Source organism: Lapillicoccus jejuensis (assembly GCF_006715055.1).
Lineage (GTDB): Bacteria > Actinomycetota > Actinomycetes > Actinomycetales > Dermatophilaceae > Lapillicoccus > Lapillicoccus jejuensis.
The window spans coordinates 1,798,876-1,814,873 of the sequence record NZ_VFMN01000001.1 but is presented as its reverse complement, the minus strand read 5'-3'; the positions used below and the strand labels follow the sequence as shown (position 1 = coordinate 1,814,873).

General features: G+C 75.4%; 16 protein-coding genes. 8 read left to right on the top strand and 8 right to left on the bottom strand.

Going from position 1 to position 15,998, the window contains the following annotated elements:
* The first annotated feature begins 116 nt into the window (after positions 1-116).
* Both FB458_RS08685 and FB458_RS08680 read left to right on the top strand, forming a co-directional pair.
* A complete protein-coding gene (locus FB458_RS08685; protein ID WP_141848148.1) occupies positions 117-668 on the top strand; it encodes a SigE family RNA polymerase sigma factor in 552 nt (183 codons plus the stop codon).
* Positions 665-1,489 carry a hypothetical protein gene (locus FB458_RS08680; protein WP_141848147.1) on the top strand — a complete coding sequence of 275 codons (825 nt, stop codon included), beginning with the start codon at positions 665-667 and terminating at the stop codon, positions 1,487-1,489. The genes FB458_RS08685 and FB458_RS08680 overlap by 4 nt, the downstream gene beginning before the upstream one ends.
* 20 nt (positions 1,490-1,509) lie before the next feature.
* Here the strand turns inward: FB458_RS08680 and FB458_RS08675 are convergent, their stop codons facing one another.
* A complete protein-coding gene (locus FB458_RS08675; protein ID WP_141848146.1) occupies positions 1,510-3,591 on the bottom strand; it encodes an MMPL family transporter in 2,082 nt (693 codons plus the stop codon).
* 89 nt (positions 3,592-3,680) lie between these two features.
* Positions 3,681-4,040, bottom strand: a complete 360-nt coding sequence (locus tag FB458_RS08670) for a UBP-type zinc finger domain-containing protein (RefSeq protein WP_141848145.1) — start codon at positions 4,038-4,040, stop codon at positions 3,681-3,683.
* A gap of 66 nt (positions 4,041-4,106) precedes the next feature.
* Here FB458_RS08670 and FB458_RS08665 point away from each other — a divergent pair, with 66 nt between their 5' ends.
* Positions 4,107-5,375 (top strand): PQQ-dependent sugar dehydrogenase, encoded by a 1,269-nt coding sequence (locus FB458_RS08665; RefSeq protein WP_141848144.1) that lies wholly within the window; start codon positions 4,107-4,109, stop codon positions 5,373-5,375.
* A gap of 53 nt (positions 5,376-5,428) precedes the next feature.
* Here FB458_RS08665 and FB458_RS08660 read toward each other — a convergent pair whose 3' ends face one another.
* The 4 genes from FB458_RS08660 to FB458_RS08645 all read right to left on the bottom strand — a co-directional run bounded on the left by FB458_RS08660 (position 5,429) and on the right by FB458_RS08645 (position 9,202).
* Positions 5,429-6,037, bottom strand: a complete 609-nt coding sequence (locus FB458_RS08660; RefSeq protein ID WP_141848143.1) for a NifU family protein — start codon at positions 6,035-6,037, stop codon at positions 5,429-5,431.
* The gene (gene feoB / locus FB458_RS08655; RefSeq protein WP_141848142.1) at positions 6,034-7,980 is read right to left on the bottom strand and encodes a ferrous iron transporter B; all 1,947 of its coding nucleotides are present in this window, start codon (positions 7,978-7,980) and stop codon (positions 6,034-6,036) included. The genes FB458_RS08660 and feoB overlap by 4 nt, the downstream gene beginning before the upstream one ends.
* Positions 7,980-8,366 carry a FeoA family protein gene (locus FB458_RS08650; RefSeq protein ID WP_246061129.1) on the bottom strand — a complete coding sequence of 129 codons (387 nt, stop codon included), beginning with the start codon at positions 8,364-8,366 and terminating at the stop codon, positions 7,980-7,982. Before FB458_RS08650 ends, feoB begins: the two co-directional genes overlap by 1 nt.
* A 146-nt stretch (positions 8,367-8,512) precedes the next feature.
* Complete coding sequence (locus FB458_RS08645; protein ID WP_141848141.1) at positions 8,513-9,202, bottom strand: FadR/GntR family transcriptional regulator; 690 nt, start codon at positions 9,200-9,202, stop codon at positions 8,513-8,515.
* A 154-nt stretch (positions 9,203-9,356) separates the two neighbouring features.
* Here FB458_RS08645 and FB458_RS08640 point away from each other — a divergent pair, with 154 nt between their 5' ends.
* The 5 genes from FB458_RS08640 to nagB are packed head-to-tail and all read left to right on the top strand — an operon-like array spanning position 9,357 to position 14,234.
* Positions 9,357-10,820 (top strand): MFS transporter, encoded by a 1,464-nt coding sequence (locus FB458_RS08640; protein WP_141848140.1) that lies wholly within the window; start codon positions 9,357-9,359, stop codon positions 10,818-10,820.
* Positions 10,821-10,858: 38 nt separating this feature from the next.
* Positions 10,859-11,785 (top strand): dihydrodipicolinate synthase family protein, encoded by a 927-nt coding sequence (locus FB458_RS08635; protein ID WP_141848139.1) that lies wholly within the window; start codon positions 10,859-10,861, stop codon positions 11,783-11,785.
* Positions 11,782-12,708, top strand: coding sequence for an ROK family protein (locus FB458_RS08630; RefSeq protein WP_141848138.1), 927 nt, complete (start codon positions 11,782-11,784; stop codon positions 12,706-12,708). Before FB458_RS08635 ends, FB458_RS08630 begins: the two co-directional genes overlap by 4 nt.
* Positions 12,705-13,394: an N-acetylmannosamine-6-phosphate 2-epimerase gene (locus FB458_RS08625; protein WP_141848137.1), complete on the top strand. Its 690-nt coding sequence runs from the start codon at positions 12,705-12,707 to the stop codon at positions 13,392-13,394. Before FB458_RS08630 ends, FB458_RS08625 begins: the two co-directional genes overlap by 4 nt.
* 54 nt (positions 13,395-13,448) lie before the next feature.
* Positions 13,449-14,234 carry a glucosamine-6-phosphate deaminase gene (nagB, locus tag FB458_RS08620; protein WP_141848136.1) on the top strand — a complete coding sequence of 262 codons (786 nt, stop codon included), beginning with the start codon at positions 13,449-13,451 and terminating at the stop codon, positions 14,232-14,234.
* A gap of 21 nt (positions 14,235-14,255) precedes the next feature.
* On the opposite strand, the gene FB458_RS08615 is transcribed toward nagB, so the two are convergent.
* Together FB458_RS08615 and FB458_RS08610 are read right to left on the bottom strand one after the other, a co-directional pair.
* Positions 14,256-15,479 carry a hypothetical protein gene (locus FB458_RS08615; protein WP_141848135.1) on the bottom strand — a complete coding sequence of 408 codons (1,224 nt, stop codon included), beginning with the start codon at positions 15,477-15,479 and terminating at the stop codon, positions 14,256-14,258.
* Entirely contained in the window at positions 15,476-15,976 is a 501-nt protein-coding gene (locus FB458_RS08610; RefSeq protein ID WP_211355976.1) for an RNA polymerase sigma factor, read from the bottom strand. Before FB458_RS08610 ends, FB458_RS08615 begins: the two co-directional genes overlap by 4 nt.
* Positions 15,977-15,998: the final 22 nt, after the last annotated feature.

The window sequence follows — 15,998 nt, the reverse complement described above, 5'->3', positions numbered from 1 at the left end:
CGCAGCCTCGCGCAGACTGGTGCGGGGCCGAGGCAACCCCGGCGGCGGCGCGCCGCGTCGAGGAGACGACAGGGCAGGACGAGCGGGCCACCGGCCCGAGGAGGGGGGCGCGACCCGTGTGGGGACGAGCCGACCGTGACAAGGACGCGCAGTTCGCCGCGTTCGTGACGGCGTCGTACCCGTCGCTGTGCCGCACCGCCTACCTCGTGCTGGGTGACCACCACGCCGCCGAGGACGTCGTCCAGTCGGCGCTCGTCGGCCTCTACCGGCGGTGGAGCAAGGTCGAGCACGCGGACGGCCCCGGCCCGTACGCCCGCCGCGCCGTCGTCAACGCCGCCATCAGCGAGCTGCGCCGGCCGCACCGGCGTCACGAGGCGGCCCGCGAGGTGCTGCCCGAGGACGCCGACAGCGGTCTGGACCCGGCCTCCCGCCTGCGCGACGAGGCCGTCCTCACCGCGCTGCGCGACCTGCCCCCGGGCCAGCGCGCCGTCGTCGTCCTGCGCTTCGTCGAGGACGTCGACGTCGCCACCACCGCGGCCACCCTCGGCGTCGCCGAGGGGACCGTCAAGAGCCAGACCGCCAAGGCGCTCGCCACGCTGCGCGGCCGGCTCGCTCCCACCCACCTGCCCGCCCCCTCGGCGGGACCGGCCGGAAAGGCCCGACCATGAGCGCCACCCGCCACGACCCGCTCCCCGACCCCGGCGACCTCGCGGTCGTCGAGCTGCTGCGCGACGCCGGGCGCGGTGCCCCCGCGAGCGTCGACGTCGACGCCCTGCTGCACCGCTCGCGACGCTCGGCCCGCCGCCACCGCCTCGGCGCGGTCGCCGGCGGGGCCGGCGCCGCCGCCCTGCTCGTCGTCGCCGTCGTCGGGCTGGGCTCCGGGTGGGCCCGGCCGGACGCGGCGCCCGCCCCCCTGCCCGCGAGCGCGACGAGCACGACGAGCACGACGCCGAGCCCCAGCGCGACCACCGGGGCCACGGGGACCGGGACCGCGACGGGGACCGCCACGGGTGGGGCCTCGAGCACCGCCCGACCGGGGTCGCTCCAGGCGATCCTCGGCGCCGGGTGGGCACCCGACGCCGCCGGCGACCTCACCCTCGACCCCGCCTCCGCGGCGGCGGACGGGCTGCCGGCGGCGTTCACCGCCAAGGCCACCCGCTCCTCCGTCCCGGCGAGGCTGACCGACCTGTGCCGCGGGTTCACCGAGAAGGGGGCGACCTTCACCCCGTGCGAGGCGCGCACGGCCCCGGACGGGACCGCGGTCTCGCGGATGGTCATGGACGCCCGGCTCAGCCCGCCCGGCAGCTACGCCTCGCTGCGCTACCTGCGCGACGCGGGCGGCGGCCAGGTCGAGTACGCGCAGGTGTCGGTCACCGCGGAGGGCGCGACCGCCGACCAGGCGACGTACGCCGCCGCGACGGCCTGGCTCGGCCGGTACGAGCAGCAGCTCGCCGCCGCGGCCGCCGTGGACGTCCCGCCGGGCGCCTGAGCGCGCCGGGCGGTCGCGCTTCACACGCCTGCCGGCACCCGGGCCGTCTCCTCGGCGGGGACCCCGTCGCCGGGACCGACCCGCCGGGGCCACCAGAACCGGTCGCCGAGGACGAGCCCGAGCGACGGCACGAGGACCGTCCGCACGAGCAGCGTGTCGAGCAGGACACCGAGGCAGATGACCGTGCCGAGCTGGGCCAGGACGACGAGCGGCAGCACCCCGAGCACGGCGAACACGGCGGCGAGCAGGATGCCGGCGCTGGTGATGACGCCACCGGTGGCGGCCAGCGCCCGCAGCATGCCCTCGCGGGGCCCGTGGGTCGCGGCCTCCTCGCGGGCCCGCGTGACGAGGAAGATGTTGTAGTCGACGCCGAGGGCGACGAGGAAGAGGAAGGCCAGCAGCGGCGTCCCCTCGTCGAGGGCGCTGAAGCCGAACACCTCGGTGAAGATCCACCAGCTCGCGCCGAGCGAGGCGAGGTAGGTGCCGACCACCGTCGCGACCAGCAGCACCGGCGCGACGAGCGAGCGCAGCAGCAGCACGAGCGCCCCGAGCACCAGCACGAGGACGAGCGGGATGACGACGAGCCGGTCCCGGGTGGAGCCGGCGGACAGGTCGACGGCCTGCGCCGTCGCGCCCCCGACGTACGACGTCGGTCCGCCGGCCAGCGCCGCGCGCATCCGCTCCACGGTCGCCCGGGCGGCGGCGGAGTCCGGGGCGTCGTCGAGGACGACGCTCAGCTCGCTCCAGCCGTCACCGCTCGCGCCGGCGGCGACCCGGCCGACGCCGTCCACCTTCTGCAGGGCGCTGGTCGCGGCGGCGGCGTCGCGGGTGACGACGGTGGCCGGCTCGGTCGACCCGGCCGGGAACGACCTGGCCAGGCGGTCGGCGGCCGAGATCGCCTCGGGCTTGCTCAGGAACTGCTCGGCCGTGGGCAGGCCGAGCCGGGTGAAGCCGAGACCGACGGCGAGGGCCGCGAGCACGACGACCACCCCGGCGGCGAAGACCGACGGGCGCCGGGCCACGCCGTCGCCGACGCGGCGCCACACCGAGTGGCCCTCGGTGAGGACGGTGCTGCCGACGCGGGGCACCTTGGGCCAGAAGACCCAGCGGCCGCAGGCGACGAGCAGCCCGGGCAGGGCGACGAGGACGAAGACGAGGGCGACGACGACGCCCACGGCGCTGGCGATGCCGAGGGCGCGGGTGGTCGGGATGACCGACAGCGCGAGGCACAGGACGCCGACGACGACCGTCGACGCGCTGGCGAGCACCGCCTCGGCCGCGCGGCGCAGGGCGACCCGCATGGCGTCGTACCGGCTCTCGTGGGTGCGCAGCTCGTCGCGGTAGCGGGAGATGAGCAGGAGCGCGTAGTTGGTGCCGGCGCCGAAGACGAGGACGGAGAGGATGCCGGTCGTCGACTCGTCCCACGGGACGCCGAGGGCGGCGAGCACCCGGGTCGCGGCGACGGCGGCGACCTGGTCGGCGATGCCGACCACGGCGAGCGGCACGACCCACAGGACGGGGCTGCGGTAGGTGATGATGAGCAGCAGCGCGACGACGGAGGCGGTCACGGCGAGCAGCCGCACGTCCGCGCCGTCGAAGACCGCGGCGAGGTCGGCCTGGATGCCGGCCGGGCCGGTCACCTGCGCCCGCAGGCCGTCGGGGACGTCCCGGGTGAGCTGGGAACGCAGCGCCTTGACGGCCGTGGCCGTCGAGCTCGCGTCGATGGTGGCGACGGGCAGCACCGCGAGGGCGGCGGTGCCGTCGTCGCTGGTGACGACCGCCTGCGGGCTCCGCGGCGCGGTGACGTCCTGGACGTCGAGGCCGCCGAGGGCGGTGCGCACCTGCTGCACCTGGTCGTCGGTGAGGCGTCCGTCGTCGGTGCGGGTGACGAGGACGAGGGCGGTCGAGCCCTCCTGCTGGGGGAGGGTGTCGAGCACCTGGGCGGCCTTGGTGCTGTCGTAGCCGGCGGGCAGCGCGTCGGTCACCCCGGGCGTGCGCTGGGCCTGACCGACGCCGGCGATCACCGCCGCCCCGAGCACGAGCAGCAGCAGGCCGATGACGAAGCTGGCCCGGTGGACGAGGATCCGGCGGACGGTGCTCACGGAAAACTCCTGGAGATTCGACAACTAACTAAGCAACTGAGGGATTCAGTGAGCAAAGTTAGCACGCGCCGCGAGCGGGTGAAGGATCGTCAGCCGCCCTGCGCCGCGGAGAGCTCCTCCTGCCAGTCGTGCGGCACGGCCCCGGCGGGACCCGGGACGGGCTGGTCGTCGGGGTGGCTGGTCGGCGCGGCCAGCTGCGGGCCGTCGTACGCCTGGTCGTCGCGGAAGTCCCAGAACCAGTCCTCGCCGGGCTCGTAGCTCTGCATGAGCGGGTGCCCGGTCTCGCGCCAGTGCGCGCTCGCGTGCCGGCCCAGGGAGGAGTCGCAGCAGCCGACGTGGCCGCAGGCCGCGCACCGGCGCAGGTGGAACCACCACCCACCCTCCGCGGTGCACTCCACGCAGCCGGGGCCGCTGGGCGGGACGGACGGGTCGAGGAGGTCGTCGCTCATGGAGCGACGCTAGACCCGGCCGACGTGGCGGTGGGGCGGCACAGCCGCGCGGGTTACCGTCGGGCGATGGCACGCCCGGTCACCCGCCGCACGCTGCTGCTCGCCGGGGTGGGCTCGGTCGCCGGCCTGGCCGGCTGCTCCTCGTCCCCGGGCTCGGCCGGCGCGACGTCGTCGGGCGTCCCCACCTCCTCCCGTACGGCGTCGCCGAGCACGACGAGCGCCGCGCCCTCGTCGTCCTCCGCGTCCTCCCCGTCCTCGACGTCCTCGGCATCCGCGACGTCCTCGACGCCGACGGCGAGCACGTCGGCGGGCGGGCTGCGGGCGGGGTCGGCGACCGGGTCGGCGACCGTGACCCGGACGCTGACGACCGGGCTGAACGTGCCGTGGGGGCTGGCGCGGCTGCCCGACGGATCGGTCCTCGTCTCCTCCCGCGACACCGCCCAGGTGCACCGCGTCGACGTGACCACCGGGCGCGCGAGCCTCGTCGGCACGGTCCCCGGGGTCGTGTCGAACGGCCGCAGCGGCGGGGAGGGCGGGCTGCTGGGGCTGGCCGTCGGGGCGTCGTACGGGCAGGACCGGCGGGTCTGGGCGTACCACTCGACCGCGAGCGACAACCGGGTCGTCGTCCTCACCCTCGACGCGAGCAGGCCTGCGGGACAGCAGCTCTCGGCGCCCCGGGTGCTCGTCGACGGGATCCCGCACGGGCTGCACCACAACGGCGGCCGGCTCGGGTTCGACGCGGCCGGGACGCTGTGGGCGACCACCGGGGAGGCCGGGACGCCGTCGCTCGCGCAGGACCGCGGCAGCCTCGGCGGGAAGATCCTGCGGATGACGTCGCAGGGGCGGCCCGCGGCGGGGAACCCGTTCGGGTCGCTCGTGTTCAGCTACGGGCACCGCAACGTCCAGGGGCTGGCGTGGGACCCGGCCGGGCGGCTGTGGGCCTCGGAGTTCGGCGACAAGGCGTTCGACGAGCTCAACCTGGTCCAGCGCGGCGCGAACTACGGGTGGCCGGCGACGCAGGGGCGCACCTCCGTGGCCGGTTACACCTCGCCGGTCGCGCAGTGGGGCACGGAGGAGGACTCGCCGAGCGGGATCGCGTGGGCGGCGGGCTGCGTGTGGATGGCCGCGCTCAAGGGTCGGCGGCTGTGGCGGATCCCGCTCGACGGGACCCGGGTCGTCGCCGCTCCGCAGGCGTTCCTCACCGGGACGTACGGCCGGCTGCGCAGCGTGCTCGCCCTCGACGACCGGACGCTGCTCGTCACGACGTCGAACACCGACGGTCGGTCGACGCCCCGCTCGGGCGACGACCGGCTGCTCGTGGTGTCCGTCTCCTGACGCGTCCGCAGCGGTGGGGCACCGGTGGCCCACCGCTGCGGACGCTGTGCTCGTCAGGGACGGCGCAGCGGGAGGAGCGGCAGGCGGCGCCTGCCGGCCGGGACGGCGTCGACGCCGACCCGGGCGACGACCTCGCGCAGCGCGGGGTAGCGCGCCCGCAGCGCCGTCTCCACGCGGGTGGTGAGGGTGTCGTCGGCGGCCGGGCAGTGCCCGCAGGTGCCGGTCATCGAGACCTCGACGCGGTCGTCGTGCGCGGACAGCAGCGTGAGCTCACCGCCGTGCGAGCGGACGTAGTCGCCGACCTCGCCGGCGATGACCTCGTCGACCGCCATCCGCAGGGCGTCGTCGGGGTCCGCCCCGGCGGGGGCGCGCCATCCGGACGGGTCGGCGAGCGCGGCCTGGAGGGCGGAGCGGACGCGGGCACCCTCGGTGCGCCACGAGCGGCCCGGGGCGAGCGCGGCCACCACGGCGGTCGGGGTGACGGTGACGTCCTCGAGGGTGCCGTCGGCGAGCAGCGGGGCGAGGTCGTCGGGCACCTGCGCGGGCGCGCCGACGAAGCCGAGCGCCGCCATCCGCTCGGCCGGCGCGACCCAGCGCAGCCGGGTCGGCTCGCCGTCGACCGGCTCCGGGTGGAGGGGGACGAGCTCGTCGGCGCCGCTCACGTGAGCGCTCCGACGACCGTCCCGGCGAGCCAGGCCATGACCCACGCGGTGACGAAGAGGTAGCCGAAGGCGATCGCCGGCCACTTCCACGACCCGCTCTCGCGGCGCAGCATCCCGACGGTCGACATGCACTGCAGGGCGTAGAGGAAGAAGACGAGCAGCGAGGCGAGGACGGCGGGCGTGAAGAGCTTCTCGCCGGCGCGCGGGCCCTCCTGGACCGTCATCTTCTCCAGCGCCGCCGACGGGTTCTCGGGGTCGTCGGCGGCGGCGACCTGGCCGAGCGTCGCGACGAACGTCTCGCGCGCCGACAGCGAGGCGAGGACGCCGACGTTGATCCGCCAGTCGAAGCCGAGCGGCTCGAAGACCGGCTCGACGAAGCGGCCGACCGCGGCGCCGTACGAGTGGTCGATGACGTACGACGACGCGGCGCCGCTGTCGCCGGTGTCGACGCCGGCGGCGCGCAGGTCGGCGTCGGTCCGCATGGGGAGGTTGAGCAGCAGCCACAGGATGACGGTCGTGACGAGGATGATCCGGGCGACCTTGCGCACGAAGGCGGCGCAGGCGTCGTACACCGCGAGGCCGATCGAGCGCAGCGAGGGCAGCCGGTAGGGGGGCATCTCCATGTAGAACGGCAGCAGCGGGCCCGTGCTGCGCCCGAGCCGCGAGAAGGCCCAGGCCGCGAGCATCGCCGAGACCGCGCCGAGCAGGTAGAGCGCGAACATGATCAGGCCCTGCGCACCGAACGGGCCGACCCTCGTGCTGGACGGGACGAGCAGCCCGATGAGCAGGACGTAGACCGGTAGCCGCGCCGAGCACGTCATCAGCGGCGCGCCCATCATCGTCGCGATCCGGTCGCGCGCCGACGGCAGTGTCCGGGTCGCCATGATCCCGGGGATCGCGCAGGCCAGCGAGGAGAGCAGCGCGACGAACGCGCGGCCCTCGAGACCCGCCTTCGACATCACCCGGTCCATGAGGAAGGCGGCGCGGGCCATGTAGCCGACGCCCTCGAGCAGCGAGATGAGGACGAAGAGCAGGGCGATCTGCGGGAGGAAGACGAGGACGCCCCCGACGCCCCCGAGCACGGCGTCGGACAGGAAGCTCGACAGCCACGGGATGCCGACGTGCGCGTCGACGAGGCCGCCGAGCCAGCCGAAGAGGTCCTCGATCCAGCCCTGCGGGTAGGCGGCGACGGTGAAGATCACCTGGAAGAAGGCGAACATCGTCACGAAGAAGACGAGGGTGCCCCACACCGGGTGGAGCAGGACGGCGTCGACGCGGCGGGTGCGGGCGTCGACGACGGGGGCGCGGTAGCCGGCGGCGTCGAGGACCGACGAGATCCAGGCGGTGACCTCGCGCGGGTGGGTGGGCGGCGGCACGACGGGCACGTCCCAGGCGCTCGGGTCGGCCAGCAGCGCCCGCAGCGCGCCGAGGTCGCGGCGGCGGCCGGCGACCACCGTGACGACCGGGACGCCGAGAGCGCGGGAGAGGGCGGCGACGTCGAGCGCGCCCTGCCGCCGGGTCAGCTCGTCGTGGAAGGTGAGGACGACGCAGGCGGGCAGCTCCGCGGCGAGGACCTGCGCGAGCAGGCCGAGGCTGCGCCGCAGGGTCGTCGCGTCGAGGGTGACGACGAGGGCGTCGGGCGTGGCGGTGCCGGTGTGCTCGAGGTCGAGGACGTCGGAGACGACGCGTTCGTCGGGGCTGATCGGGTCGAGGCTGTACGTGCCGGGCAGGTCCTCGACGACGACGTCCCGGTCGCCGACCTTGGCCACGCCCTCGTAGCGGGCCACGGTGACGCCGGGGTAGTTGCCGGTCTTGGCCCGCAGACCGGTCAGCGCGTTGAAGAGCGTCGTCTTGCCCGAGTTGGGGCTGCCGACGAGCGCGACCCGGGCGGTCCCCGGGGCGGCGCCGGCGGTCGGCGCGGATCCGTGGTGGTGGACCGCCATCAGGAGGCGGTCGCGAGCGCCCGGCGCGTACGGCGCCCCGCCCACGCGCTCTCGCGCTCCTCCTGCTGGGTCGGCGCGACGAGGACGCAGCGTGCCTGCGCGCGGCGCAGGGCGATGTCGTAGCCGGCGACGCGGAAGACGACCGGGTCGGCCATGGGCGCACGCCGGACAAGCTGGACCTCGACACCCGGGGCGAAGCCGAGGTCGAAGAGTCGGCGGGAGGTGGCGGCGTCGGTGCCCGCGCAGACGGAGGTGACGGTCGCCGTGGCCCCCGGGCGCAGGTCGGCCATCGTCGGGGTCCCGGCGGCGCGGCAGGCGGTCAGCGCTTCGACGTCCTCGACGTCGTCGACGACACGGGCGCTCAGCAGGCCGGTCAGCAGGGACACGACGCTCCTTCGGGGTTGGCCTTCCGGGGACTCTCCGTGGGGCGTCGGCAGGAGGCGCTCCGCAGGTAAGGCTAACCTTAATCGGGCGTCGGTGCCAAGGTGAGCCTCACCTCACCAGCGAACTCACAGGCTGGCCACCGGGAGGGTCAGGGCAGCGGAGCGGCATCGAGCCGGCGTCGTACGGGGTCGTAGTGGCGCACGATGGCGGCGGCGAGCGCCACTGCGTCGCCGGCACGGGCTGCATCGACGACGGCGACGTGCGCCTGCGCGGTCTCCACGAGGTCCGTCGGGGGCCCGACGACGGCGGTCGAGAGAGCGTGGACGTCCCAGAAGGCCTCTGTGAGCTGGACAGCCAGCGCGTTGCCGGTGGCGCCGACGAGCAGGGCGTGGAACTCGCGGTCCTCCTCGCGGAACTCCTCGCCGCGGGCGGCCTTGGCGGCCATCACCTGCGTCGTGGCGGCGAGCGCGTCGAGGACCTCTCCGGTCACCTGCTGGACGACGACCGGGGCGAGGCTCGTCTCGAGCATCTGCCGCACGTCGATGAGGTCGAGCAGGAGGTGGCGCTGGTCGGCGGCCGGGCCGACGAGGCTGCGGAAGGCCAGCGCCTGGACGAGCGCGTCGAGGCTCATGCGGCCCACGTACGTCCCGAACCCGTGCCGCACCTCGACGATGTCGAGCGCGACGAGCGTCTTGACCGCCTCCCGGACGCGGGACCGGCTCACCCCGAGGGCGTCGGTCAGCTCGAGCTCGGTCGGTAGCGGGTCGCCGGGACGCAGCCCCTCGCGGACGATGAGCTCCTTGATCCGCTCGACGACGGACCCAGGCGCGGCGTTCACCCGCGCAGTATGCCGAGTGGCGCCGCCGCGCTCGCGCACCCCTTGCAACCGGGTCCTCCCTGCCGCTACCGTCTCGGATGTAGGACATCAGACATCCGACATTCGAGCAACCGCAGGCCGCCTGCCGGTCGACGAGGACCACGAGGACGCACCCATGAGCCAACCCGCCACCACCGCCGACCCCTGGTACCGCCAGGTCAGCCCGACCCAGTGGCGCTCCTTCGCGGCCGCCTGGCTGGGCTACCTGCTGGACGGCTTCGACTTCGTCATCATCACGCTGGTGCTCACCGAGGTCAGCACCGAGTTCGGCCTGTCCAAGGTGCTCGGAGCCACGCTCGTGTCGGCCGCCTTCATCTCGCGGTGGTTCGGCGGCCTCGCCCTGGGGGCGTTCGGCGATCGCTTCGGCCGGCGTGACGCGATGGTCGCCTCGATCGTCCTGTTCTCGGTCGGGTCGGTGCTGTGCGCGGTGTCCCCCGCCTACTGGGTGCTGTTCCTGGCCCGCGTCCTCATCGGGCTCGGCATGGCCGGCGAGTACGGCTCCAGCTCGACCTACGTCATCGAGTCCTGGCCGGCGCACCTGCGCAACAAGGCGTCGGGCTTCCTCATCTCCGGCTTCTCGGTCGGCGCCGTGCTGAGCGCGCAGGCCTACCGCTTCATCGTCCCGGCCTTCGGCTGGCGGGCGCTCTTCGCCGTCGGCCTCGTCCCCATCGCCGTGGCCCTGTGGCTGCGGCGCACGCTGCCCGAGTCGGAGGACTGGGCGCGCGCCGCCGAGGAGCGGCGCGCGGGCGGTCCACGCGCGACGGACATGTTCTCGGTGCTCTACCGGGGGCCGCGGGGGCTGCTCAACGTCGCGGCGACCGTCGCCGCCTTCGTCGCGCTGCTGCTGATCTTCACCCCGATCGTCGGCAGCGGCTGGGTCAAGGCCGCCCTCGCCGTCGTCGTGGCCGCCGTCTTCGTCGCGTTCATGGTCCAGTTCGAGGGCCCGCGCTGGCCGACCGGCGTGACGATCATGGTCACGGTCTTCACGGCCTTCCTCTACTCGTGGCCGATCCAGTCGCTGCTGCCGACCTACCTCAAGTCCGACCTCGGGCTCGACCCGGGCGCGGTCGCCGACGTGCTGTTCTTCTCCGGCTTCGGCGCCGCGGTCGGCTGCATCGTCGCGGGCTTCACCGGCGACCGGTGGGGGACGCGGCGGGCCTACTGGGTCAGCCTCGTCGTCTCCGAGGTGCTCATCTTCCCGGTCTTCCTCGTCGGCGGTCACAACTTCGTCGTGCTGGGCGCCCTGCTCTTCCTGCAGCAGGTCTTCGGCCAGGGGATCTCCGGGCTGCTGCCCAAGTGGATCGGCGGCTACTTCTCCGTCGACAAGCGCGCCGCCGGCCTCGGCTACTCCTACAACGTCGGCGCCCTCGGTGGGGCGGTGGCGCCCGTGCTGGGTGCCGGCCTGGCCGGCTCGATGAGCCTCGGCACCGCGCTCGCGGTCCTGTCCTTCGGCCTGACCGCCGTCGTCATCGTCCTCGTCGGCATCAACGCACCGCTGCGGGCGCAGCGCCTCGTGCGACCGGCCGCGGTCCGCGAGTCGGACGCCACCGACCGGGTGCCTGAGCCGGCGTCCGTCTGACTCTCCATCCTTCAGAACCTTCTTCCCGAGAGCGAGCCATGACCACCCCCCTGGACCTGCACGGCGTCATCCCCCCGGTCGTCACCCCCCTGACCCCAGACCGCGAGCTCGACGTGCCGTCGTTCCAGCGCGTCCTCACCCGGATGCTCGACGCCGGCGTCGACGGCGTCTTCGTCCTCGGCTCGACCAGCGAGGTCGCCTTCGCTACCGACGCCGTACGGCGTCGCGTGGTCACCGAGGCGGCCCGCGTCGTCGCCGGACGCGTGCCGCTGCTCGCCGGAGTCGTCGACATGGCGACGGAGCGGGTCCTCGACCACGCACGGGTCGCGGCCGACCTCGGCGCCGACGGCGTCGTGGCGACGGCGCCGTTCTACGCCGTCACCCCACGCGAGCAGGTGCGCCGGCACTTCGAGGTGCTCGGCGAGCGCTCGCCCGTGCCGGTGGTCGCCTACGACATCCCGGTCTGCGTGCACACCAAGCTCGACGCCGACGACCTCGTCGCGCTGGGCCGGGACGGGGCGATCGTCGCGGTCAAGGACTCGTCCGGCGACGACGTCGGCTTCCGCCGGCTCGCGCTGCGCAACCGCGACGCGGGTGAGCCGCTGAGGCTCTTCACCGGCCACGAGGTCGTCGTCGACGGGGCATACCTCTCGGGGGCGCACGGCGTCGTGCCCGGGCTCGGCAACGTCGACCCCGCGGGCTACGTACGCCTCCACCGCGCGCTGCAGGGCGGCGACTGGGCCACGGCGCGCGACGAGCAGGACCGCCTGGCCCGGCTGATGGACATCGTCCTGGCGCCGCGCCGCACCGGCGGCTGGGGCGCCGGTGTCGGTGCCTTCAAGGCCGCCCTCGTGCTGCTCGGCGTCATCGACTCGCACCAGCTGCCGCTCCCCTTCGAGGGGCTGGACGACGCCGACGTCGACGCTGTCAAGGCGGTCCTCACCGAGGTGGGGCTCGCCGCGTGAGGGGACTCGTCGGGGTCGACCTCGGAGGGACGAAGACCGCCGCCGCGCTCGTGGAGGACGGCGGCGTCCTCCGCCGCGCGCTCGCGCCGACCCCCGCCCAGGACGGGCCGGACGCCGTCCTCGCGCTCGTCGCGCGGCTCGTGAGCGAGGTGGCCGACGGGGCGCCGTACGGGCTCGGGGTGGGGACGGCCGGCGTCGTCGACCCCGCGACCGGCACGGTGACGACCGCCACCGACCACCTGCGCGGGTGGGCCGGCACACCGGTCCGCGACCGGCTGGCCGGCCTGCTCGGCCTCGCGCCCGACACGGTCGTCGTGGCCAACGACGCGCACGCGCACGCCCTCGCGGAGGCGAGGGTGGGCGCCGGCCGCGGGCACCGGACGGTGCTCGTCGTCGCGGCCGGGACCGGCGTCGGCGGCGCCCTCGTCGAGGGCGGGCGGGTGCTCGTCGGCGCGCACGGGGCAGGCGGCCACCTCGGCCACGTGCCGTCGGCCGCCGCCGCGGGCCTGCCCTGCCGGTGCGGCCGGACCGGGCACCTCGAGGCGGTGGCCTCCGGTGAGGGGCTGGCCGCGCTCGCCAGCCGGTACGGCGTGACGGTGCGCGACGGACGCGAGGTGGCCGCGCTCGCGGCGAGCGGGGACCGGCAGGCCGGGCGGGCCCTCGACACCGCGGCGGCCGCGCTGGGCGAGGCCGTCGGCGGCTGGCTGGGCGCGCTCGATCCCGACGTCGTCGTGCTGACCGGCGGGATGACCGGGGCGGGCGAGCGGTGGTGGCGCGGGGTCCGGGACGCGGCCGCGCGCACCGCCCTGCCGGTGGCGGCCTCCACCCCTCTCGTCCCGGCCCTCCTCGGGTCGGACAGCGGCGTGGTCGGGGCGGCCCTGCTGTCCGAGCGGGCCGCGTCGGGATCGGTGGCCGTGCGATGAGCAGGGGCCGGGCGGGCTCCGTCCTCGACGCGCTGCGCGGCGGGCTCGTCGTCTCGTGCCAGGCCTACCCGGGCGAGCCGATGCGCGACCCCCGGACCATGGCGCAGGTGGCGGTGGCGGTCGTCGCCGGCGGGGCGTCCGCCGTGCGGGCGCAGGGCGTGGAGGACGTGCGCCTCGTGCGCGCGAGCGTCGACGTGCCGGTCGTCGGCATCTGGAAGGAGGGGAGCGACGGCATCGTCATCACCCCGACGCTGGAGCATGCCCGCGCCGTGCGCGACGCCGGCGCCGACGTCGTGGCCCTCGACGGCACCCGGCGCCCCCGGCCCGACGGGCTCACCCTTGCGCAGACCGTCGCCGCGCTGCGGGCCGACGGCGAGGTCATCGTCATGGCCGACTGCGGCTCGCTCGACGACGCGCGGGCGGCGGTCGACGCCGGGGTGGACCTCGTCGGGACGACGCTGGCCGGCTACACCGGGGAGCGACCGCGGACCGACGGCCCCGACCTCGCGCTGGTGCGCGACCTCCTGGCCGCCCTGCCGGGGGTGCCCGTCGTCGCCGAGGGGCGGATCCACACGCCGGCGCAGGCGCGGGCGTGTCTGACCGCGGGGGCGTTCGCGGTCTGCGTCGGCACGGCGATCACGCACCCGACGACGATCACCGGGTGGTTCCGCGACGGCCTCGCGTGACACCGGCTGGGACCGACCGCCGGCGGACCCCGCCGGCCCGACAGAATGGACGACGTGGAGGTCATCATCACGCCCACGCCCGAGCAGACGGGCACCGTCGGCGCCGACGCGGTCGAGGCGCTGTTCGCCGCCAAGCCGGACGCCGTCCTCGGGATCGCGACCGGGTCGAGCCCGGTCGGGATCTACGACGAGCTCGGCCGTCGCGTCACGGCGGGGAGGGTGAGCCTCGCGGGCGGGTCCGCCTTCATGCTCGACGAGTACGTCGGGCTGCCGGCGGAGCACCCGGAGCGCTACCGCAACGTCGTCGAGCGCGACTTCGTCGCCAAGGTCGACCTGCCGACCGACCGGGTCCACGGCCCCGACGGCCAGGCCGGCGACCTGGCTGCGGCGTGCGCGTCGTACGAAGCCGCGATGGCGGCGGCGGGCGGGGTGGACCTGCAGATCCTCGGGGTCGGCTCCGACGGGCACATCGCCTTCAACGAGCCCGGGTCGTCGCTGGCGTCGCGGACCCGGATCAAGACCCTGACGAGCCAGACCCGTCGCGACAACGCACGGTTCTTCGGCGACGACGTGGACGCGGTGCCGCGGCACTGCCTGACCCAGGGGATCGGGACGATCATGGCCGCGCGCCAGCTCGTCCTCGTCGCCACCGGCCGGCACAAGGCCGAGGCGGTGCACCAGCTCGTCGAGGGTCCGATCTCGGCGATGTGGCCCGCGACGATCCTGCAGATGCACCCGCACGCGACGGTCGTCGTCGACGAGGCGGCGGCCTCCCGGCTCGCGCTGGCGAGCTACTACAAGGAGACGTACGCGGCGAAGCCGGAGTGGCAGGGGCTCTGACGCGCCTCGAGGACCCCTCGGTCACCCCACGAGATCCCTCAGCGCCTCGACCGTCGCCTTCGTCGTGCCGTCGACGACCCGCCGGTCGGCCAGGGTGTCGCCGAGCACGACCCAGCGGGTCGGGGCCAGGGGTCGCTGGGTCGGGGGCACCGCCGGGCAGGGGTGCAGCTGGGAGCGCGTCGGCACCTGGGTGACGTACTGCCCGACGGTGACCTCGACGTGGTCCGCGTCCTGCGCGGTGAGCATCGGGACGTCCACCGGGTCGCAGTAGGAGATCTCGCCGGAACCCCAGGCGGGAACGCTGGTCCCGACGAAGGTCGGGCCCCCGATCCGGCCGAGGATCTCGGCGCCGCGCAAGGCCGTGGTGGTCCACAGCTGCAGCCGCCGGCCGCCGAGCCGCACCTCCTGCGGCAGGACGGCCTCTCCGGTCCGCGTCGTGGCCCCGGGGTCCGGGGTCCCGCTGCCGTCGTCCAGGCTCTCGGCCGCCGCCATGACCTCCGCGAAGCCGAGGGTCCCGCTGATGCTGCCGCTGGGACCGGCGTAGGACAGCGTGATGCCCTCGTCCGCGGTCTCGGCCCACGCGACGTCGATGCTCTGGCAACCGGACACACCGGCGCACGAGCCGGTCCGCACGGTCGCCACGTGACCTCGCACGAGCCCGAGCACCCCGGCGCTGGTGCCGATGCCGCCGGCCACGTCGTCCGGGAGGTCGACCAGCGGCTGCGAGGCCCGGGTGGCCGTGAGGACCAGGGTCTCGTGCTCCCCCGAGGGGAGGGCGCGCGGCCCGACGTACGTCACGGAGCTCGTGTCACCCGACGACGCGGAGGTCAGGGACGCCGTCGCGTCCAGCACCCCCGCGGCGGGCGCACCCTCGACGAGGTGGAACCCCGCCGGTGGCGCGGTGAGCCGCGGGGCACCGCCGGGGCCGTCCGCGGGGAGCCCGTGGACCGAGCCGCTGCGCAGCGCGACGCCCACCACCCCACCGACGAGGACGAGCACGGCGGCCGCGATGAGGGCGGGCCGCCACCAGTCCACCCGCGGGGTCGAGACCGGCGGGGCCTCGTGCGGGTCGTCGATCCACGCCCCCTCGTCGCCGGGCAGGGCGAGTCGCCGTACGGCGTCGTCGAAGGAGGGCGGCTCGTAGCCGGCGCGGAAGCGGGCTCCCTCGTCGTCGAGCAGCCGCCGCAGGCGGTCCTCGACGACGCTGTCGGTCCGATCGTGGATCTCGGTCGGGTCGTTGGTCATCGGTACTCCTCCCCCATCTCGGCGCGGAGCCGCTTGCGGGCGTCGGACAGGGTCGACTTGACGGTGCCCTCGGCGCAGCCGAGGACCGAGGCGATCTCGGCCAGCGGCAGCCCGATGACGTGGTGCAGCTCGACGGCGAGCCGCTGTCGGTCGGTGAGTCGGGTGAGGGCGCGGGCCAGGTCGAGCCGGGCCTCGCGGTCGTCGCCGGGGGCGGCTCCGAGATCCATCGAGACCGGGTCGACCGGCTCCGGTCGGCGGGTGCGCCACGTCTTGCGACCCTGGTCGGCGACGACGGCGAGCAGCCACGCACGCGGGGTGCCCCGCGACTCGTCGTACTGCTCCCGCTTCCTCCAGGCGGCCCCGAGCGCCTCCTGGAGCGCGTCCTCACCGTGCGGCCCTCCGAGCCGCGCCGCGAGACCCGCCATCGCCGGCCAGTGCGGACGCACCCAGTCGGCGAACTCCTCCGCCGTCCGGGGCGCCCGTGGACCCTCACCCACGAGCACGCCTCCCCCGCCATCG

Coding starts and splice junctions, on each gene's coding strand:
- FB458_RS08680 (WP_141848147.1), top strand. CDS start 665: ATGAGCGCCACCCGCCACGACCCGCTCCCCGACCCCGGCGACCTCGCG.
- FB458_RS08670 (WP_141848145.1), bottom strand. CDS start 4,040: ATGAGCGACGACCTCCTCGACCCGTCCGTCCCGCCCAGCGGCCCCGGC.
- FB458_RS08665 (WP_141848144.1), top strand. CDS start 4,107: ATGGCACGCCCGGTCACCCGCCGCACGCTGCTGCTCGCCGGGGTGGGC.
- feoB (WP_141848142.1), bottom strand. CDS start 7,980: ATGGCGGTCCACCACCACGGATCCGCGCCGACCGCCGGCGCCGCCCCG.
- FB458_RS08640 (WP_141848140.1), top strand. CDS start 9,357: ATGAGCCAACCCGCCACCACCGCCGACCCCTGGTACCGCCAGGTCAGC.
- FB458_RS08635 (WP_141848139.1), top strand. CDS start 10,859: ATGACCACCCCCCTGGACCTGCACGGCGTCATCCCCCCGGTCGTCACC.
- FB458_RS08625 (WP_141848137.1), top strand. CDS start 12,705: ATGAGCAGGGGCCGGGCGGGCTCCGTCCTCGACGCGCTGCGCGGCGGG.
- FB458_RS08615 (WP_141848135.1), bottom strand. CDS start 15,479: ATGACCAACGACCCGACCGAGATCCACGATCGGACCGACAGCGTCGTC.